We start from the raw sequence: 19604 nt of genomic DNA, 5'->3' as shown, positions 1-19604 counted from the left end.
ATTTTGAATCGGCGCCAACACCCATGCTCAAGAGCGAGAACGCACGGCCCTCCGGTTGGGTCTATGTCGATGTGCGCGGCCGTGATCTAGCCTCGGTGGCCAACGAACTGCGCGATGCCATCGGGCAGCAGGTCAAGCTGGAGCCGGGTGTGAGCATCACCTACTCCGGGCAGTTCGAATACATGGAGCGGGCCAATGCACGCCTGAAGGTTGTAGTGCCTGCCACCCTGTTGATCATCTTCGTTCTGTTGTACCTGACCTTCGCGCGTGTAGAGGAAGCGGGGTTGATCATGGCGACCTTGCCCTTCGCGCTCACGGGGGGCATCTGGTTCCTGTACCTGCTGAATTACAACCTGTCCATCGCCACCGGCGTGGGATTCATCGCGCTGGCAGGTGTGGCGGCGGAGTTCGGCGTGGTGATGCTCATCTATCTGAAGCAGGCCTTGGCGGAGCGTTGCCCGGATGGCCGCAACCCAACGCGAGAAGAACTGCTCGATGCGATCCGGGAAGGGGCGGTGCTGCGCGTGCGCCCAAAAGCAATGACCGTCGCGGTCATCCTGGCGGGCCTAGTACCCATTGTCTGGAGCAGCGGTACGGGCTCGGAGGTCATGAGTCGCATCGCAGCCCCGATGCTTGGTGGGATGGTGACCGCACCACTGCTGTCGTTGTTCGTGATTCCTGCTGCGTACGTGCTGATGCGCAGGCCGCCCAGGGAGCGTGTCTGATTGCGTGAGCATTGACGCCTCGCTGCACCGAGCGATTTGATGACGTGGCCCATGTGGCCGGCGGCAGGGGCACGCCGCTGGCCCTGAGCCGCCGGACGTAAATTCATGCGTCTATACGACGTGCAGCCATACCGACTCCAAAAGCGGGCGTTACTGGGAGTTCTCTTCAGCGAACCTTCCAAATGCAGGAAGGTCGAAGCTTGTTGGAATGTCGTACAGGAACGGTGCGTCAATGCTCTTTCGCCAATTCCGGCTAAGGTAGGGACCACGGTCCCAAGTCCAGTCTCTTCGGCTTCGCATTACCGATCCGTCACCTCGTAGGATGTGGCCTTGCCCCCGCATAACCGGACACGGTCTATACGCTGGCTGACGCGCTCCCGGTCTGGGCGATTCGCTGTTGATGTTGCCTGAATTCTCTGGGTGACCGCATTCTCAGGCTCGAAGGCGAATGCACATTGTTGAAGTGCTCGAAGGCCAAGTGCAACTGCGCCATGACCGTTGTGGCGTCCGCTAAGTTTATGCGGCTGACGTAGTCGCACTTGAAGGTGTTGATGAAGCTCTCGGCCATGCCGTTGCTTTGCGCGCTGCACGACGGCGTGGTCACTGGCTTGAGGCCAAGGGGCCGAGCAATCGCGCGCGTGTGACCGGCGATGTACGCACTGCCGTTGTCCGTCAGGAGCTCCTGGCGCGGGCTCGCGCTGCGGGCGCAAAGGTCATCCATGTCGTCCATGATGGGGGCCGGGGCTCGCCTTACGACCTCGCCGCCGAGACCGGGCAGATCCATCCCGCCGTTGCATCGCTAGCCGACAAACCCGTCGTAGTCAAGACGGCGCCCAATGCCATCTTCAACACCGACCTGGGCAAGCGCCTGGACGTGGTTGGCAACAAGCAGGTCATCGTCATCTGGTTCATGACCCACATGTGCGTGACCTTCACCGCCGATGGCGCTTTTCCTGCGTGGCAATCAGCCGACCGTCGTGGCGGACGCTTGCGCGACGCGGCCGATCCGCACCGACGCTGTGTATGTGCCAGCCGAGATGCTGCACGAGGTCGCACTGGCGACGATTGCCGACCTCTACGCGGTCGTGGTGCGCTTGGGCGCGTCGTTGAAATAAGGCGAAATGCAGCAGGCCATAGACAGGCACCTGCCGCTGGCCATTGTGCTGCCGCACTTCGTATTACGCCGTCTCAAGCACCGCGGCGCTGTCTACCAGTCGCCGAACGCTCTGCTGCACGTCCTCGGGGATAGGCTTCGGCGGCAGGCCAGCCGTCTGTTGGCGGGTACCCGCGATGATGCGGACGACCAGGCCCAGATTCCCCGGCGTCACGATGTCGACGGCAGGGCGCCCCCCCAAGTCAGGGTGCGGCTGCGTCAGCATGCGATACAGGTCCCAGGAATCCGCCTGCGGGCATTGGTTCATGAGCACCTGGGCCAGCTTGTGCTTGAGCGGCACCAGTTGCCAATCGGGAACTCGCTGCCCCCGGTTGCCCAGGCTGATGGAGAGCAGCTTGCCGGCCTTCAACTCGCGGTTGACCTGGTCCTTGGACTTTCCGGCCAGCTTGCCGAACAAGGGCACCGGCAGACTGCTCGGCGATTCGTAGATGGCCAGCATTTCCTCACGCTCGCGCTGGATGGCGGACACCTCGGGTTCCGGCGCATGCGTCGGAGGCGGTGGCACCTGCGACAGCCGCTGGAAGGTGATTCCCGCGTCGTTTGGCGTCACGACAATGGGGGAGGCCACCACGGGCGGAACGGGAGTCGCAGAAGAGGCTGCAGCGATGTCGTCGGGGTTGTCCTCCCCTGCGATGGCCGGCACGCCCTCGATATGGATGGTGAGGTGGGCACTGGCCGCTTCGACCTGGCCCTGTTCGAGCAAGTCGAGGCGATCTGCCCAGTCCTGCATCATCCGGCGGCGCGGCTCGACGTACTTGGCGTGGTTGTAGGCCGAACTCACCTTGTTCGGGTCCGAGTGCGAAAGCTGCGCGTCCACCCAAATCTTGGGATAGCCGATCTCGTTTAGCGCCGTCGAGATGGTTCCGCGGATGCCGTGCCCGGTCAGTTGATCCTCGTAGCCCATCCGCTTCAAGGCTGCGTTGAGGGTGTTCTCGCTGATGCGCTTCTTGAGTTCGCTGCGGTGCGTGAGCAGATGGATCTGGGCCGGCCTCATCACACCCAACAGGTAGCGCACGATCTCGATGGCCTGGACGGAGAGCGGCACGATGTAGGGCGGCACGTCCTGCGGGCGCTTACCGGCCTTGCGCATCTCGTCCTGGAGTTGCTTGACGATCTGCGGCGGGATGATCCACAGGCCACGGTCGAGGTCGAACTGGTCCGGGGTCGCCAGCCGCAGTTCGCCGGTGCGCACGCCGGTCAGGAACAGTAGCCGGATGCCGAGCTGAGTCTGCCAACCACGAGGGTTGTAGAGCCTGAGCTTCTGCAGGAATTCGGGAAGCGCCGGGAGATGCAGGTAGGGGTTGTGGTTCACAGGGGGCTTGGGCTCGGCCACCACGTCCAGGTCGGAGGCCGGATTGGCTTCCAGCCCCTCCACGATGACAAGGGCATAGCGGAACAACTGCCCCAGCCAGGTGCGGACCTTTTCAGCAGTGGTGAACGCCTTGCGCTCCTCGATCCTCGCCAGGACGCCCAGGAGCTGGGGCCGGCGAATGTCGTAGATCGACATCTGCTTGAGGCTGGGCAGCACGTCCTTGTTGAAGATCCGCAGGATCTGCGACAGCGTGCTGTTCCTGCCTTCCTTGATTTCCTTGCGGCGATGCTCGACCCACGCATCGAAGACGGCCTTGAAGGTGTAGTCGGCCGCCAGCTTGACCGCGTGTCGCTTCTGTTTGCGATCTGTATGGGGGTTGATGCCCTTGGCCAGGAGCGCGCGGGCTTCATCGCGCAAGGCGCGCGCTTCGCGCAGTCCGATCTCGGGGTAGTTCCCCAGGGAGATGCGCTTTTGCTTGCCGAGCCAGTAATAGCGCAAATGCCACGACTTGCCGCCGGTGCGGGCGACCACCAGGCCGAGGCCATCGGTATCGGGGATGCTGTGGGTTTTTTCGGCAGCCTTGGCTTGCCGCACGGTCAGATCAGAGAGTGCCATCATCAAGCTCCTAAGTCGTGAGACTTAGGCTCGATGCTGCTGGTCATCCCGGTCCAACCCCAGCAACAACCCGGAACCGGCACCACCCGCATTCTTTGGCCTTGTTTTTGGCCTCAAAAACGCTGGCTGTCGGTGGATTTCCGTGGCTTTTGCTGGAATGAAAAAAGGAGCCGAAGCTCCTCTTTTCAACGACTTACAGACGTCAGTGGAAGTCTGCAGATCATAAATTGGAGCGGGATAAGAGACTCGAACTCTCGACCTATACCTTGGCAAGGTATCGCTCTACCAACTGAGCTAATCCCGCATATTCGCCGGGTTCAGGCTTTGAGGCCTGTTGCCGTTGACCGCATTTGGTGTCGCGATCAGCGAAGACCTGAACTATACATCGGTTTTAAGGCGATTTCTGGCCCAGGCCTTCACTTGTTGCAAGAAAAACTCAGTGCTTCATCACGTCGGTCGAACCGGCGGGGGCGGCCTCTGGCTTGGCGGCTTCCACCACCTTGGCATCGGCTGCCTTCACCTCTTCTTCCGGCAGGGGCTGGGGCTCGCGCTCCAGCGCCACTTCGAGCACCTTGTCGATCCACTTGACCGGCACGATCTCGATCTGGCTCTTCACGTTCTCGGGGATCTCGGCCAGGTCCTTGACGTTCTCTTCCGGGATCAGCACCGTCTTGATGCCGCCACGGTGAGCCGCCAGCAACTTTTCCTTCAGACCACCGATCGCCGTGACCTCGCCGCGCAGCGTGATCTCGCCGGTCATGGCGACATCAGCACGCACGGGGATGCCGGTGAGCGCCGACACGAAGGCCGTCGTCATCGCGGCACCCGCGCTGGGGCCGTCCTTGGGCGTGGCGCCATCCGGCACGTGGATGTGGATGTCGCGCTTCTCGAACAGGTCGTCCGTGATCCCCAGGCGGCGGGCGCGTGAACGCACCACCGAGCGGGCCGCTTCGACCGATTCCTTCATCACGTCGCCCAGCTGGCCGGTGCGGATGATGTTGCCCTTGCCAGGCATGACCGCGGCTTCGATGGTCAGCAGATCGCCGCCCACCTCTGTCCACGCCAAGCCCACGACCTGGCCGACCTGGTTTTCCTTGGTCGCCTCGCCGTAGCTGTACTTGCGCACGCCCAGGAAGTCGTTGAGGTTCTCTTCCGTCACGACCACCTTGTCGGTGTACTGCTTGAGCGCGATGCCCTTGACCACCTTGCGGCAGATCTTGGAGACCTCGCGTTCCAGCGAGCGCACGCCGGCTTCGCGGGTGTAGTAGCGGATCACGCCGCGGATGGCCGCTTCCGTGACTTCCAGCTCTTCATCCTTGACGCCGTTGTTCTTCAGCTGCTTGGGCAGCAGGTAGGTCTGGACGATGTTGACCTTCTCGTCTTCGGTGTAACCGGCCAAGCGGATCACCTCCATCCGGTCCAGCAGGGCAGGCGGGATGTTCAGCGAGTTCGAGGTGGCCACGAACATCACATCGGACAGGTCGAAATCGACCTCGATGTAGTGGTCGCCGAAGGTGTGGTTCTGCTCGGGGTCGAGCACTTCCAGCAGGGCCGACGACGGGTCGCCACGGAAATCCATGCCCAGCTTGTCGATCTCGTCGAGCAGGAACAGCGGATTGCGCGTACCGACCTTGGACAGGCTCTGCAGCACCTTGCCCGGCATCGAGCCGATGTAGGTGCGGCGGTGGCCACGGATCTCGGCCTCGTCACGCACGCCGCCCAGGGCCATGCGCACGAACTTGCGTCCGGTGGCACGGGCGATGGACTGGCCCAGCGAGGTCTTGCCGACGCCGGGAGGACCGACCAGGCACAGGATGGGGGCCTTGACCTTGTCGACGCGCTGCTGCACGGCAAGGTATTCAAGGATGCGTTCCTTGACCTTGTCCAGGCCGTAGTGGTCCTCGTTCAGCACGCCTTCGGCATGCGACAGGTCGTGCTTGATCTTGGTCTTCTTGCTCCAGGGCAGGCCGACCAGGGTATCGATGTAGTTGCGCACCACGGTGGCTTCGGCCGACATGGGCGACATCAGGCGCAGCTTCTTGAGCTCGGCATCGGCCTTCTTGCGCGCTTCCTTGGGCATGCGCGCGGTTTCGATCTTCTTGGCGATCTCTTCGAGATCAGCGCCCTCTTCACCCTCGCCGAGTTCCTTCTGGATGGCCTTGACCTGCTCGTTGAGGTAGTACTCGCGCTGCGACTTCTCCATCTGGCGCTTGACGCGGCCACGGATGCGCTTCTCGACCTGCAGGATGTCGACCTCGTGCTCGAGCTGCTCCAGCAGCTTCTCGAGGCGCTGCGAGGCGGCGAACAGGTCCAGCACCGACTGCTTGCTTTCGAGCTTGAGCGGCAGGTGCGCGGCGATGGTGTCGGCCAGGCGGCCAGCATCGTCGATGCCCGAGATGGAGGTGAGGATCTCCGGCGGGATCTTCTTGTTGAGCTTGACGTACTGGTCGAACTGCTGCGTCACGGCGCGGCGCAGGGCTTCGACTTCGGCGGAGTACGTGGTCTCGGGCTCCACGGGCACGATGTCGGCCGTGAAGTGGTCGCCCAGATCGGTGATGCCCGTGGTGCGGGCGCGCTGCACGCCTTCGACCAGCACCTTCATCGTGCCGTCGGGCAGCTTGAGCATCTGCAGGATGCTGGAAACGCACCCCACTTCGAACATGTCGTCAGCCTTGGGCTCGTCCTTGCCGGCGGCCTTCTGGGCCACGAGCATGATCTGACGGCCGGCTTCCATGGCCAGCTCCAAGGCCTTGATGGACTTGGGGCGCCCCACGAAGAGGGGGATGACCATGTGGGGAAAGACCACGACATCCCGCAGAGGAAGCAGCGGGAGCGTCAGCGGCTCAGGGGGAAGGATCGGATGTCCTGACATGATGGCCTCACTTTCTAGCAGCTACGTGGGGCCCCAGGTGCCGGAACACAAGGGCCCCGAAACAGGTTTCAGGCGCTAGCCTTGGCCTTGTCGCGGTAGACGAGCAGGGGTTTGGCCTGTTCGTCGATGGTCGGCTCGTCGAGCACGACTTTTTGCACCCCTTCCATGGTGGGCAGTTCGAACATGGTGTCGAGCAGCGACTGCTCGACGATGGAACGCAAGCCGCGTGCCCCCGTCTTGCGGGCCAGGGCCTTGCGGGCGATGGCGTTGAGCGCAGCGGGACGGATCTCCAGCTCGACGTTGTCCATCGCAAAGAGTTGCTGGTATTGCTTGACCAGCGCGTTCTTGGGTTCGGTCAGGATTTGCACCAGGGCATCCTCGCTCAGCTCGCCCAGGGTGGCGACCACGGGCAGGCGGCCGACGAGTTCGGGGATCAGGCCGAACTTGATGATGTCCTCGGGCTCGACCTCGCGGAAGACCTCGCTGACCTTGCGCTCGTCCTTGCTCTGCACGGAGGCAGAGAACCCGATGCCGGACTTGACCGAGCGGTTCTGGATGACCTTCTCGAGGCCGTCGAACGCGCCGCCGCAGATGAACAGGATGTTGGTCGTGTCGATCTGCAGGAAATCCTGGTTCGGGTGCTTGCGGCCGCCCTGGGGAGGCACGGAGGCCATGGTGCCTTCGACCAGCTTGAGCAGGGCCTGCTGCACGCCTTCGCCCGAGACATCACGCGTGATGGACGGGTTGTCGGATTTGCGCGAGATCTTGTCGATTTCGTCGATGTAGACGATGCCGCGCTGGGCCTTCTCGACCTCGTAGTTGCAGTTCTGCAGCAGCTTCTGGATGATGTTCTCGACGTCTTCACCCACGTAGCCGGCTTCGGTCAGCGTGGTGGCGTCGGCGATCACGAAAGGCACGTTCAGCAGGCGGGCGAGCGTCTGGGCGAGCAGGGTCTTGCCCGAGCCTGTGGGCCCGATCAGCAGGATGTTGCTCTTGGCCAGTTCGATGTCGGGCTTCTTGCCCTCACCGGCTGCGCCCACACCCATGTGCTTGAGGCGCTTGTAATGGTTGTACACGGCCACCGACAGCGTGCGCTTGGCGGGGTCCTGGCCGATCACGTACTGGTCCAGACTGTCCTTGATCTCGGCGGGGGTCGGCAGATCGCTGCGGGCGGGCTTGCCCACCGCTTCGGCCTCTGCAGCCACCTCGTCGCGGATGATGTCGTTGCACAGCTCGATGCACTCGTCGCAGATGAAGACCGACGGCCCTGCGATGAGCTTCTTGACCTCGTGCTGGCTCTTACCGCAGAAGGAGCAGTACAGGATTTTTTCGCTGGAAGAGCCTTTTTTCTCGGGCATGGTGGTCAGCCTTGACGGTTGCTGGCAACGTGAAAGTGATGATAAGTCAAACCCGGGGAGCGTTCCCCGGGCAAAGTGCAGGGGCTTGGTGTGGCTTTTCCACCCCACCGCCCCTGTAACGCGTCAGCCCCGCTTCTCGATCACCTTGTCGATCAGACCGTACGCGGCCGATTCCTCGGCCGACATGTAGTAATCACGCTCGGTGTCGGCCTGGATCTTCTCCAGGGGCTGGCCGGTGCGATCGGCCAGGATGCGGTTGAGTTGCTCGCGGGTTTTCAGGATCTCGCGGGCGTGGATCTCGATGTCCGTGGCCTGGCCCTGGGTGCCGCCCAGCGGCTGGTGGATCATGATCTTGGAGTTGGGCAGCGCAAACCGCTTGCCCTTGGCCCCTGCGGCCAGCAGGAAGGCTCCCATGGAGGCGGCCATGCCCATGCACAGGGTGGACACGTCCGGCTTGATGAACTGCATGGTGTCGAAGATCGACATGCCCGCGCTCACGCTGCCGCCCGGGGAGTTGATGTAGAGCGAAATGTCCTTGTCAGGATTTTCACTTTCCAAAAACAGCAGCTGCGCCACGACCAGGTTGGCGGATTGGTCATTGACCGGGCCCACCAGGAAGACGACGCGTTCGCGCAGCAGGCGGCTGTAGATGTCATAGGCGCGCTCGCCGCGGCCAGACTGCTCGATGACCATGGGCACCAAGCCCAGATTTTGCGTTTCCAGTGCGCTCATGAGGTTCCTCGGAGGGATGGAAGGTGACGTGACTGGCAGACCTTGGGGCATCTGCCAGCTTTTTCAATATGGTGAATTCATTATCACGCCGGGATGCGCACCCGCCATCAACGGAAAAAGCATGCCGTGCCGGGCTGTGGCCTTTCCGCTGCGTTGCGCGCAGCAAACAAAAAAGCACCCGCCAGGCGGGTGCTTTCATTCGCCGGAGGGAATCCGGACGCGCCGGGATCAGGCCTGCTCGTTCTGGCCCATCAGTTCTTCGAAGCTGACCGACTTGTCGGTGACCTTGGCCTGGCTCAGGATGAAATCCGTCACGTTGGCTTCGATGACCACGGCTTCGACTTCGGCCATGCGCTGGCGGTCGCTCATGTACCAGGCCACCACCTGGGCGGGCTGCTCGTAGCTCTGGGCCAGTTCCTGGATGTGGGCCTGGAGTTGCTCGGGCTTGGCCTGCAGGTTGTTGGCCTTGACCAGCTCACCCACGATCAGGCCCAGGCGCACGCGGCGCTCGGCCTGGGGCGCGAACATTTCGGCGGGGATCGGCGCCTTGTCGGCGTCCTTGATGCCACGGGCCTTCAGGTCGTTGCGTGCGTTCTCGACCAGGCGGGCGCTTTCGGCCTCGACCAGGGACTTGGGCACGTCGAACTCGGCAACCTTGAGGATGCCGTCCAGGGCGGCGGCCTTGTTGCGGGCGGCCACGCGGAACTTGACCTCACGGGCCAGGTTCTTCTGGATGTCGGCGCGCAGGGCGTCGACGGAGCCGTCGGCCAGGCCCAGGGTCTTGATGAACTCTTCGTTCACTTCAGGCAGGTTCTGGGATTCGACCTTGTTCAGGGTCACCAGGAAGTCGGCTTCCTTGCCGGCCACGTCCTTGCCGTGGTAATCCTCGGGGAACTGCAGCGGGAAGGTCTTGGATTCGCCAGCCTTCATGCCGCGCACGGCCTTCTCGAAGGCTTCGAGCATCTGGCCTTCGCCGACCAGGAACTGGAAGCCTTCGGCCTTGCCGCCCTCGAAGGGCACGCCGTCGATCTTGCCTTCGAAGTCGATGGTGACGCGGTCACCCTCGGCAGCGCCTTCAGCGGCGGGGCGCTGGTTGAAGGTGCGGCGTTGCTTGCGCAGGATCTCGACGGTGCGGTCGATGGCAGCATCGTTCACGTCGGCGTTGACACGCTCGACCTCGACGGTGGCCAGATCGCCGACCTTGACTTCGGGATAAACCTCGAAGGTGGCGTCGAACTGGACCTGGCCTTCAGGAGCGTCGCCCTCCTTCTCGGAGATGCGGGGCTGGCCGGCCACACGCAGGTTGGCTTCGGCGGCGGCCTGGGAGAAGGCTTCGCCCAGCTTGTCGTTCATGACCTCGTACTGGACGGAGTAGCCATAACGCTGAGCCACCACATTCATCGGCACCTTGCCGGGGCGGAAGCCGTCAGCCTTGACGGTGCGCGCCAGCTTCTTGAGGCGGGCGTCGACTTCGTTCTTGAGGACTTCGGCGGGCAGCGACAGCGTGATGCGGCGCTCGAGCTTGTCCAGGGTCTCCACGGTGACAGCCATGTTGAAACTCACTTAAGAAATGTTGGCAATTGAACGGTCGTCTGGTGCGCGGGGGGGGACTCGAACCCCCACACCATTGCTGGCGTCAGGACCTAAACCTGGTGCGTCTACCAATTTCGCCACCCGCGCGGGACGACCGACGTAACCCTCGCGGGTCGGATTCGGGTGTGAACCTGTGATTCTACCGCGCCACGGAGGCTGTTTTCAGCCCGCCGCGGCAGGGGAGGTACGTCAGCGCGTCAGGGCGGGCATGGTGGGCTCGTCCTCGGGCCGGCGGACGCGGAACCAGGCGGCATACATGGCCGGCAGCGCCAGCAGCGTGAGCGCCGTGGCCACGATCAGCCCGCCCATGATGGCCACGGCCATCGGGCCCCAGAACTCGCTGCGGCTGAGCGGGATCATGGCCAGCACGGCGGCGGCGGCCGTCAGCACGATGGGACGGAAACGCCGCGCGGCCGCGCCGACGATCGCGTCCCACGCTGGCACGCCGACCGCCCGGTCGGATTCGATCTGGTCGATCAGGATCACGGAGTTGCGCATGATCATGCCCATCAATGCCACCACGCCGAGCAGGGCCACGAAGCCGAAGGGGCGGTTGAACAGCAGCAAGGCGCCAGCCACCCCGGCAATGCCCATCGGACCGGTCAGGAACACCAGCACCGAGCGCGAGAAGCTGTGCAGTTGCAGCATCAGCAGGGTGAAGGTGATGAACAGCATCACTGGCATGTTGGCGAAGATGGAGCCCTGGCCCTTGGAGCTTTCCTCGGCGGTACCGGAGAGTTCCACGCGGTAGCCGACCGGCATGCGGGTCTGCAGTTCCTGCATCTTGGGCCACAAAGCGGTGCTCACGGTGGGGCCTTGCACCCCGTCGATCACGTCACCCTGCACGGTGATGGCGTAGCGGCGGCCTTCACGCCAGATCACGCCCGGCTCCCACACCAGCTTGGGCTTGGCCACCTGCAGCACGGGCACCATGCGCCCGGACGCCGTGGGCACGTAGGCGTTGTCCAGCGCGCCCAGGGTGACGCGCTCGGATTGGGGCGAGCGCAGCACGATGTCGACCAGCCGGTCGCTTTCGCGGTATTGGCCCACGGTGACGCCCGAGGTCAGCACGCGGCTGGCCTGGGCGATGGACTGGGTGGTCACGCCCAGAGCGCGGGCCTTGGCCTGGTCGACCTCCAGGCGAACGGCCTTGACGTACTCGTTCCAGTTGTCGTTGACACCGCGCATGTCGGGGCGGGCGGCCATCAGGGCCTTGGCCTCTTCCGACCACTTGCGCAGCTCGGCGATGTCGTCGCCCACGATGCGGAACTGCACCGGGTAGGCCACGGGCGGGCCGTTGGGCAACAGCTTGACGCGGGCGCGGGCCTCCGGGAACTCCTCGGCTACCAGATCGGGCACACGGCGGCGCAGGCGTTCGCGCGCGGCACTGTCCTTGGGCATCACGATCATCTGCGTGACGTTGCTCTGCGGGAAGATCTGGTCGAGCGGCAGATAGAAGCGCGGCACGCCGGCGCCCACCCAGGCGCTGACCATCTTCACGTCGTCTTCCTTGAGCAGGCGGGCCTCGAAGCGCTTGGCCAGCACCTCGGTGGCCTCGAAGCTGCTGCCTTCGGGCAGCCACAGGTCCACCAGGATCTCGGGGCGGCTGGAATCCGGGAAGAACTGCTGCTGCACCTTGCCCATGCCCAGCACGCCGATCACCAGCGCGCCGATGGTCAGCCCGATGGTGATCCAGCGGTGCGCCACGCACCAGCTCACCAGGCCCTTGAAGCGGCGGTAGAACGGCGTGTCGTACAGGTCGATGGCAGAGCCGCCCTCGCCCACCTTGCGCTTGGTCTTGAGCAGCCACTGGCCCAGGTAAGGCACGAAGTAGACGGACACCACCCACGAAATCAGCAGCGCGGCCGCGGTGACGGCGAAGATGGCGAAGGTGTATTCACCCACGGCCGACTTGGCCATGCCGATGGGCAGGAAACCGGCCGCCGTGATCAAGGTGCCCGTGAGCATGGGCATGGCGGTGATCTCGTAGGCGGCGGTGGCGGCGGCCATCTTGTCGTAGCCTTCCTCCAGCTTGTGCACCATCATCTCGACGGCGATGATGGCGTCGTCCACCAGCAGGCCAAGGGCGATGATCAGCGCGCCCAGCGAGATCTTGTGCAGGCCCACGCCCCAGAAGTACATGACCAGGAAGGTCAGCGCCAGCACCAGCGGGATGGTGATGGCCACCACCATGCCGGGCCAGATGTCCAGCCTCAGCGGCCGCGTGTGCAGGCCCAGGCTGACGAAGCTCACGCCCAGCACCACCACCACGGCCTCGATCAGCACGTGCAGGAAATCGCCCACGGAATGCGACACCGCTTCGGGCTGGTTCTGCACCTGCTCCATCTCGATGCCCACGGGCAGTTCGAGCTGGATGTCCTGCGCGGTCTTGGTCAGGCGCTTGCCCAGCGCGATGATGTCGCCACCCTTGGCCATGGAGATGCCCAGCGCGACCACGTCCTTGCCGTTGTGGCGCACCTTGGTGATCGGAGGGTTCTCGTAGGCCCGGCGGATGGTGGCGATGTCGCCCAGGCGCACAGTGCGGGATTGGCCGGTGGCCGGGTTGGCCACGCGCAACGGCATGTTGCGGATCTGCTCGATGGTGCCGAAAGCACCGCTGACCCGCATCTGCACGGTGCTGCTCTGCCCGGTGTAGACGCCCGCCCCCTCGATGCCGTTCTGCGCGTTGAGCTGATTGATCACGTAGGACAGGTCGATGCCCATCTGCGCCAGCTTGAACTGGGGCACCTCGACGAAGACCTTCTCAGGCTGCACGCCGAACATCTCGACCTTGGCCACATCAGGCACGTGCAGGAAGGCGCTGCGGGCCTTCTCGGCGTACTGGCGCAGCTCTTCGTCGGTGAACCCGTCTGCCGACAATGCATAGATGGACCCGTAGACATCCCCGAACTCGTCGTTGAAGAAGGGGCCCAGCACGCCCTGGGGCAGCGTGCCCCTCATGTCGCCGATCTTCTTGCGGGTCTGATACCAGATGTCCGCCACTTCCTTCGGGGGCGTGGAGTCCTTGATCAGCAGCAGCGTGTACGTCTCGCCCGGCTTGCTGTAGGAGCGGATCTTGTCGACGTGCGGCACCTCCTGCAGGGTCTTCTCGACCTTGTCGGTGACCTGCTCGGCCATCACTTCGGCAGAGGCACCGGGCCAGTATGCCCGCACGACCATGATGCGGAAGGTGAACGGCGGGTCTTCGTCCTGGCCCAACTGGAAGAAGGCGGCCAGACCCAGCAGCATCAGCGCCACCATCAGGTAGCGGGTGAGCGGCGCATGCTGGAGTGCCCAGCGTGAGAGGTTGAAGCGGGCCTTGGGCGCCGCAGGCTGGGGCGCGTGGTCGGGGGTGGAGCTCATCGGGGTCCGGTCGGGTCGGCAGGGTGTGAAGGGGCCTCAGGCCGGCTTGATCACGGCGGTCACTGGGAGTTGGCGGCCGAAGCGGCCGCGCTCACATGCAGGCGGCGCACCTTCTGGCCTTGCGTGAGCACATGCACGCCCGCCGTCACCACCTCCTGGCCTGGACGCAGGCCGGCGGCCACCAGCACGATGTTGCCGTTCACCTCGGCCGTGGTCACCGGCTGGCGCGACACCGTCATCGCCTTGGGATCGAGGATCCACACGGCCGAACGGCCGCCCTGCTCCACCAGGGCATTGAGCGGCAGGTGGACGCCGCCGCCTTGCAGGCGCGAGGGCACGGACAGTGCCACGGTGGCCGTCTGTCCCAGGGCGGCCTCCAGGCGGTTCACATCGGCCTTGACCAGGAAGGTGCGCGTGGTCGGGTCGGTGGCGGCGGCCATCTCGCGGATGGTGGCCGGGACCCACTGTTCGCTGCCCCAGCGGCGCACCTTCAGCGCACCGGTCTTGCCGACAAGGGGGCGCACCGCCGGCCCCATGTCCTCGGGAACGGAGAAGACCACGTCGCGTGCGCCATCGTGGGCCAGCGTGACCACGGGCTGCCCTGCGGCAACCACCTGACCCGGCTCTGCGTCGACCGAGGTGATCACGCCAGCCGCCGAGGCGGTGAGCGTGCCGTAACCAGCCTGGTTGCCCTGCACATTGGCCTGCGCCCGGGCCTGCGTCAGCTGCGCCTGGGCATTCTTGTGGTTGGTCTGGTGGCGATCGAGTTCAGCGGCGCTGATGAAGCCCTGGGCGCGCAGCTCCTGGAAGCGCTTGAGGTCGGTGGCCGATTGCACGGCGGTGGCCTCGGCGGCGGCCAGGCCGGCCTGGGCCGACTGCTGGTTCAGGCGCAGGTCGGTGGCGTCCAGTTGCGCCAGGGTCTGGCCCGGGCGCACTGCCTGGCCCAACTCCACCTGACGCGCAGTGATCTTACCGGGCACGCGGAAGGACAGCTTCGTTTCCGTTCGGGCACGGATGTCGCCTGAGAACTCACGGTCCAGCGCCCCACCCGTCTCCGAGATCACCAGCGTGCGGACGGCCCTCACCGGCGATTCAGGTGTCTTGGCGGGCTGGCAACCCGCCAGCACGGCCAACAGGGAGGCCACGCCTCCGAACGCCAGGGCCCGCCTGGAAAACATGAAACGCTGAATCATGGATGGTGCCGAATGATGGGAGAGCGGAACGTAACGCATCGTCAATTACTGACCGAGCGGTCAGTAATGTAGAAGCCGGGTTGCCGGCTGTCAATTGGAGAAAGGCGACAATACGCGCCCTCGCCGCCCACATTGTCCGCAAGCCCGCTCATGATCGCCGAAGTTCCCGTGCCCCGCCCTGGCAGCAGCCTGCACCTGGCCCTGCTGAGCGCAGGACCTGCCCGCCCGCGGCTGCAGGCCTGGGTGCGGTGGTGGCACGAGGTCAGCCGCATCCCTTACGAGGTAAGCGACCCCGCCATCGCGGACCGCAAGCTGGCCTGGTGGGCCCAGGCCGTGCAGGATGCTTTCCGCCAGCCTCCCCAGCACCCCTTGCTGCGCGAACTGCTGCTGACGGATGACCGCCTGGACACGTCAAAGGTGCCGCCGCTGGATCTGTGGCTGCAACAAATCGAGGGCCTGCAGGTGTTGACCCAGCAAACCCGCTGGATGGATGAAACCACGTTGCTCAGGCACATCAAGGCCACCACTGGCTCGGCATGCGAAGGGGCGGTGCTGATGACTGGCGCCGCGCAACTGGCGACCCATGCGCTGGCCCGACGCGCCGGCACCGCCTTGCGCCGCGTCCACATCCTGGCGCGGCTGGGTCAGGATGCCCGGCAAGGCTGGCTGCACATCCCGATCGATGTGCTGCAGCGCCACGGTGTGCGGGCGCATGAGCTGCTCAATCCAGTGAGCGCCGTGCCTGACGAACTGATCCGTGGCCTGCTCGACGCATGGGCTCAGCAGGCCCGCGAAGAAATCACCGCCATCCGCATGGAGGCCCGCGCCCTGCCCCACGCCGAGCGTCGCGCCTGGCGGCCGCTGGCCGTGCTGCTGCGCCTGGCCCTGCTGTTGCTGGACGATCTGGCTCGGGCCGGTTATCCGGTATTGCAGCAGCGACTGGTGGTCGGCACCTGGCGCAAGCTGTGGACAGCCCAGCGCGAGCGTTGGGCCGCCTGATCGAGCGATGCCGGACCGTTGAGGAGTGCGGCGAGCGGGATCAGCGCGAAGCTGAGGTCTGCTCCGACGAGGAACGATCGAACGGCGCGGCCAGCGGCTCGCCGACGAAGAGTCCTTGCTGAGGCCAAGCCACGCTCTTCCAGTAGCTCTCCAGCGCGGTGCCGCCTTGCGCGTAGAACAGCAGCAGGGCCTGCGGATGGGGAAACTTCTGCAGGTGGGCGCAGGGCTCGCTGGTCGTGCCGTAAGACGCTGTGGCACCCGCGTCGATCCAGGAGAGCACGGTCATCTGCCCGTGCGGCTTGTCCAGAATCCCCCCGAAAGAGGTCAAGTGATCAGCCAGGGCTCCTGGCAGGAAATCGACCGTGTCGACATATTCAACTTGCGCACGCCCGGTGAGGTACATCAGCACGCGGGGCGAGTTCTTCAGCGCATCGGTCTTGTCCAGGTGGATGTTGAGTCCGAACTGGGGCACCGGCCCGGGAGGAGGGAACAGGTACTGGCGCACGCTGCGCACACTGTCGGAGGTGCTCACCATGTGCACATTGGCCGGCAACGCGCCCCGCAGGCCCAGCGTCCCGTCGGACTTGACGCCGCGGTCGATCATGGCCTTGGCCGAATTGAAGCTGGGGGCCGCCAGCAGCATGCTCAGCCGCATGCCGTAATCTTTGTAGGGCCGCGTGGAAGCAGAGCCGAAGTAGCGCGACGGCTTTGACGCAGCACAGGTCTTGGCGCACAACTGCGCATCAAAACCCATGGTGAGTGCTCCGGTGATGGAGTTGCAATCCACGGCATACGGCAGCCGCCATGCCAGGGCCAATGCCTGCACCCGGTCACCATAAAAGTCGTTGACCTGCTTGGACAGCTCGGTGAACTCGTCTCGCGTGAGCGCCGACTTGATGGGCAGCCTGACCCGCAGAATCTGGGGTTCTGTCAAGCCCCGCGCCTTCGCGTAGTACTCACCCACTTGCACGGAATAGGGGTCGTCGATGTTGATCACCAAGCCAAGATCGCGAGGCTCCAGATGCCCGACCACCCGAGGAACGCTGAACCAGCGCTGAACCACGATGCTGGGCACTGAGGCAGCCGGGACAGCAGCCGAGGCCGGTGCCGCCTTGGAGGCGGCCGAGGGAACACCCGACGGGACCGAGGCCCGTCCCGCTGAAGTCGGCTCCGTCGGCAAGAGCGGCAAGTCTTCCTTGCCAGCCCACGCCATAGATCCAGGCGCGAACAGGACGACGGCCAGTACAGCAGCAACGCATCCTGGCAGGCATCGTCTCAGGGCCTGACGGGCGGAAACAAAAGCGGATGAATGAGGCAGATGTTCAATGACGCGTTGAGGCATGGTGCAAGAGGGAGTCATTCTTGGCCAAGGGGTTCCTACTGACCGGATATGGCCATGATGTAGGCCCCAGTTCCGTGCAGGAATCACAAATCCACCCCCAGTCGAGGATTATTCCGCTGATTGAATCGGGATCCCACCTCTCAAAATGGGATGTCATGGAGGGAAACCCGATGAACGATCCCAAGTCGCCACCTACGTCTATCCAGGTCATGAGCCGGATGTTCGCGCTGCTGGACACGCTGGCGCAAGGCCAGGAGGCCGTCTCGCTCAAGTACATCAGCGCCCAGACCGGGCTGCACCCGTCAACCGCCCACCGCATCCTCAACGATCTGGCGGTCGGTCGTTACGTGGAACGCGCCGGGCCCGGCAGCTACCGCCTGGGGCTGCGTTTGCTTGAACTGGGCAACCTGGTGCGCACGCGCCTGGATTTGCGCGAAGAAGCCGCCAAGCCGATGCAGGACCTGCACCGGCAGTTGGGCCTGCCAATCAGCCTTTACGCACGGCAGGACCACGAGGCCGTGTTGCTGACCCGCACGGCGCAGGAGCGCCACGGCATCCAGCTGCAACGCGTCAGCACCCAGCGCAGCGGACTGACCGAGAGCGTGGTCGGGCGCAGCATGCTGAGCAAGGACTCCGCCGCGCAGATCCACCACCTGTGCCAGCAAAGCGGGCAGCGCCCCGAAGCGGTGTCGCTGGATGTCCAACAGTTGCGGCAGAACGGCGTGCTGGTTGGCCCTGATGAAAGTCTCGTTGGGCAATCATGCACGGCGGCACCGCTGTACAACGACGCCGGTTTGGTGGTCGGAGCGCTGGCGATCAGTGCGCCGCCCAATCCGGAACTGTCCCAGGCCGTTCGAGAAGCCAGCGAGCGCATTTCGACGCAGCTGGGATGGACCGTCGGTGACGCCAGCGCCACGGCCTGAAGTCAGCAGGCCATCTCCATGATGCGAAGGCGCCCCAGGGCGCCTTTTCAGCGTTTGCAGGGTGTTGAGCCGACAGCGCTGCAGATGAATGGAAGGCCGCAGCACCACCGCGTCCCGCACGCCCATCAAGCCAGGCACACGGAAATGCAAAACGCCCCGGTCAAGGGGCGTTTTCATGAAGGACGGGCGCCAAGCGCCCAGGCATCAAGAAGTCGGGTCCAGCTTGAGGTTCACCGAATCCACATGACGCGGCGCGGCTTCGAGCCACTTGCGCACACGTTCGGCATCGCCTTGGCGGGAATACTTGCCTGTGGAATCCAGGAACACCATGATCAGCTTGCGACCTGCCATGCGCGCCTGCATGACCAGACAGCGCCCGGCTTCGACGATGTAGCCAGTCTTCTGCAGACCGATGTCCCAAGAAGGGTTGCGCACCAGGCTGTTGGTGGTGCGGAACTGCAGATGGCGCGCCCCCACCTGCACGGCATAGTCGGTCGATGTCGACAGTTCACGGATGGTGGGCTGCTGATAAGCCGACTTCACCAGACTGGCCAGATCCCTGGCACTGGACTGGTTCTGGCTGCTCAGGCCCGTGGGCTCGACATAGTGCGTGTCGTGCATGCCCAGCAACCGGGCCTTGGCATTCATGGCCTGCACAAAGGCAGGCAGACCGCCCGGATAATGGCGCCCCAGGGCATGGGCCGCGCGGTTCTCGGACGACATCAGCGCCAGATGCAGGGCATCCCCACGCGACAGCGTGGTGCCCACAGCCAGGCGCGAGCTGCTGAACTTCTCGGTGTCGACGTCTTCCGAGGTGATCGTGATGGTGTCGTCCATCGGCTGACGGGCCTCGACCACGACCAGCGCGGTCATCAGCTTGGTCAGCGATGCGATGGGCAACACGGCTTCTGAATTCTTGGACAGCAGCACCTCGTTGGTCTCCTGGTCGAGCACCAGGGCGACGCTGGATTTCAGGTCCAGCGGATCAACCGTCTGGTGCAGACCATAGATCTGGCCAAAGGAAGCACCTGAGGACGCAGACGCCGCCGTCGAGGCGATCACGGTGCGGCCCAGCCGCTGCGCCTTGGCGGGCGCCTCCACGGACACCGGCACCACACGTGCAGGCAGACGGTTGTCGTCGCGGTCCATGGCGCGGACCACGCTGGCCCTCGCCTCGCGGGACGATGGCGCCACCACCTTGGCCACGCGGGCCCGGTCAGACTTCTTCTTGCTGAGACGCTCGGCGTTCTTGCGAGGGGCCTTGGCCTGGCGCGTGGCAGCCTTCTTGGTCTTCGCTTTCTTGGCCGAGGCCGATTGCGAAGTGCGCTCCTTGGACTTGCCGGAAGCGGCCTGAACCTGGGGCATCCAAGTCAAAGCAGCCACCGACAACAAGGCGGAAATGA

General features: G+C 64.5%; 13 protein-coding genes, 2 tRNA genes and 2 pseudogenes. 5 read left to right on the top strand and 12 right to left on the bottom strand.

The features are described from left to right. The coding region (locus EIP75_RS17535) for an efflux RND transporter permease subunit (protein WP_148100975.1) at positions 1-725 on the top strand (725 nt) is incomplete at its 5' end. 355 nt (positions 726-1080) lie between these two features. Here the strand turns inward: EIP75_RS17535 and EIP75_RS17530 are convergent. Next, positions 1081-1407, bottom strand: a pseudogene (locus tag EIP75_RS17530) (integrase core domain-containing protein); the annotation flags it as partial. On the opposite strand from EIP75_RS17530, the pseudogene EIP75_RS24650 reads away from it, so the two are divergent. Both EIP75_RS24650 and EIP75_RS24645 read left to right on the top strand, forming a co-directional pair. Then, a pseudogene (locus EIP75_RS24650) lies at positions 1366-1617 on the top strand (isochorismatase family protein); the annotation flags it as partial. The pseudogenes EIP75_RS17530 and EIP75_RS24650 overlap by 42 nt on opposite strands. 49 nt (positions 1618-1666) lie before the next feature. Further along, positions 1667-1840 carry a cysteine hydrolase family protein gene (locus EIP75_RS24645; RefSeq protein ID WP_233584931.1) on the top strand — a complete coding sequence of 58 codons (174 nt, stop codon included), beginning with the start codon at positions 1667-1669 and terminating at the stop codon, positions 1838-1840. Between the two features lie 63 nt (positions 1841-1903). On the opposite strand, the gene EIP75_RS17520 is transcribed toward EIP75_RS24645, so the two are convergent. From EIP75_RS17520 to EIP75_RS17480, 9 genes are all read right to left on the bottom strand, one after another. Next, complete coding sequence (locus tag EIP75_RS17520; protein ID WP_199758634.1) at positions 1904-3826, bottom strand: tyrosine-type recombinase/integrase; 1923 nt, start codon at positions 3824-3826, stop codon at positions 1904-1906. A gap of 228 nt (positions 3827-4054) precedes the next feature. Further along, a tRNA-Gly gene (locus EIP75_RS17515) sits at positions 4055-4130 on the bottom strand. Positions 4131-4262: 132 nt separating this feature from the next. Further along, entirely contained in the window at positions 4263-6698 is a 2436-nt protein-coding gene (gene lon, locus EIP75_RS17510) for an endopeptidase La (RefSeq protein ID WP_125244577.1), read from the bottom strand. A gap of 68 nt (positions 6699-6766) precedes the next feature. Then, positions 6767-8056 (bottom strand): ATP-dependent Clp protease ATP-binding subunit ClpX, encoded by a 1290-nt coding sequence (gene clpX / locus EIP75_RS17505; RefSeq protein ID WP_125244576.1) that lies wholly within the window; start codon positions 8054-8056, stop codon positions 6767-6769. Between the two features lie 123 nt (positions 8057-8179). Continuing rightward, positions 8180-8788 carry an ATP-dependent Clp endopeptidase proteolytic subunit ClpP gene (gene clpP / locus EIP75_RS17500; RefSeq protein ID WP_125244575.1) on the bottom strand — a complete coding sequence of 203 codons (609 nt, stop codon included), beginning with the start codon at positions 8786-8788 and terminating at the stop codon, positions 8180-8182. 228 nt (positions 8789-9016) lie between these two features. Further along, a complete protein-coding gene (tig, locus tag EIP75_RS17495) occupies positions 9017-10339 on the bottom strand; it encodes a trigger factor (protein ID WP_125244574.1) in 1323 nt (440 codons plus the stop codon). Between the two features lie 42 nt (positions 10340-10381). Further along, a tRNA-Leu gene (locus tag EIP75_RS17490) sits at positions 10382-10468 on the bottom strand. A gap of 102 nt (positions 10469-10570) precedes the next feature. Continuing rightward, positions 10571-13744 (bottom strand): efflux RND transporter permease subunit, encoded by a 3174-nt coding sequence (locus EIP75_RS17485; protein WP_125244573.1) that lies wholly within the window; start codon positions 13742-13744, stop codon positions 10571-10573. A 59-nt stretch (positions 13745-13803) separates the two neighbouring features. Continuing rightward, positions 13804-14937 carry an efflux RND transporter periplasmic adaptor subunit gene (locus tag EIP75_RS17480; RefSeq protein WP_233584928.1) on the bottom strand — a complete coding sequence of 378 codons (1134 nt, stop codon included), beginning with the start codon at positions 14935-14937 and terminating at the stop codon, positions 13804-13806. 150 nt (positions 14938-15087) lie between these two features. Between EIP75_RS17480 and EIP75_RS17475 the strand changes: the two genes are divergently transcribed. Next, complete coding sequence (locus tag EIP75_RS17475; protein ID WP_125244572.1) at positions 15088-15936, top strand: phytoene/squalene synthase family protein; 849 nt, start codon at positions 15088-15090, stop codon at positions 15934-15936. Positions 15937-15976: 40 nt separating this feature from the next. Here the strand turns inward: EIP75_RS17475 and EIP75_RS17470 are convergent, their stop codons facing one another. Beyond that, complete coding sequence (locus EIP75_RS17470) at positions 15977-17011, bottom strand: TIGR03790 family protein (protein ID WP_233584927.1); 1035 nt, start codon at positions 17009-17011, stop codon at positions 15977-15979. Positions 17012-17448: 437 nt separating this feature from the next. Between EIP75_RS17470 and EIP75_RS17465 the strand changes: the two genes are divergently transcribed. Then, positions 17449-18201, top strand: a complete 753-nt coding sequence (locus tag EIP75_RS17465) for an IclR family transcriptional regulator (protein ID WP_158622893.1) — start codon at positions 17449-17451, stop codon at positions 18199-18201. Positions 18202-18405: 204 nt separating this feature from the next. Here the strand turns inward: EIP75_RS17465 and pbpG are convergent, their stop codons facing one another. Further along, positions 18406-19566 carry a D-alanyl-D-alanine endopeptidase gene (gene pbpG, locus EIP75_RS17460; RefSeq protein WP_125244569.1) on the bottom strand — a complete coding sequence of 387 codons (1161 nt, stop codon included), beginning with the start codon at positions 19564-19566 and terminating at the stop codon, positions 18406-18408. Positions 19567-19604: the final 38 nt, after the last annotated feature.

The sequence above is a fragment of the Aquabacterium soli genome (genome assembly GCF_003933735.1).
GTDB classification, from domain to species: domain Bacteria; phylum Pseudomonadota; class Gammaproteobacteria; order Burkholderiales; family Burkholderiaceae_C; genus Aquabacterium; species Aquabacterium soli.
The sequence above is the reverse complement of the archived record's forward strand: the minus strand, read 5'-3'. Positions and strand labels throughout refer to the sequence as shown.

Bases quoted from the DNA above. Each gene is read 5' to 3' on its own strand.
- EIP75_RS24645 (WP_233584931.1), top strand. From the start codon at position 1,667: ATGGCGCTTTTCCTGCGTGGCAATCAGCCGACCGTCGTGGCGGACGCT.
- clpP (WP_125244575.1), bottom strand. From the start codon at position 8,788: ATGAGCGCACTGGAAACGCAAAATCTGGGCTTGGTGCCCATGGTCATC.
- EIP75_RS17485 (WP_125244573.1), bottom strand. From the start codon at position 13,744: ATGAGCTCCACCCCCGACCACGCGCCCCAGCCTGCGGCGCCCAAGGCC.
- EIP75_RS17465 (WP_158622893.1), top strand. From the start codon at position 17,449: ATGAACGATCCCAAGTCGCCACCTACGTCTATCCAGGTCATGAGCCGG.
- EIP75_RS17480 (WP_233584928.1), bottom strand. From the start codon at position 14,937: ATGATTCAGCGTTTCATGTTTTCCAGGCGGGCCCTGGCGTTCGGAGGC.
- tig (WP_125244574.1), bottom strand. From the start codon at position 10,339: ATGGCTGTCACCGTGGAGACCCTGGACAAGCTCGAGCGCCGCATCACG.
- pbpG (WP_125244569.1), bottom strand. From the start codon at position 19,566: ATGCCCCAGGTTCAGGCCGCTTCCGGCAAGTCCAAGGAGCGCACTTCG.
- lon (WP_125244577.1), bottom strand. From the start codon at position 6,698: ATGTCAGGACATCCGATCCTTCCCCCTGAGCCGCTGACGCTCCCGCTG.
- EIP75_RS17520 (WP_199758634.1), bottom strand. From the start codon at position 3,826: ATGGCACTCTCTGATCTGACCGTGCGGCAAGCCAAGGCTGCCGAAAAA.
- clpX (WP_125244576.1), bottom strand. From the start codon at position 8,056: ATGCCCGAGAAAAAAGGCTCTTCCAGCGAAAAAATCCTGTACTGCTCC.
- EIP75_RS17475 (WP_125244572.1), top strand. From the start codon at position 15,088: ATGATCGCCGAAGTTCCCGTGCCCCGCCCTGGCAGCAGCCTGCACCTG.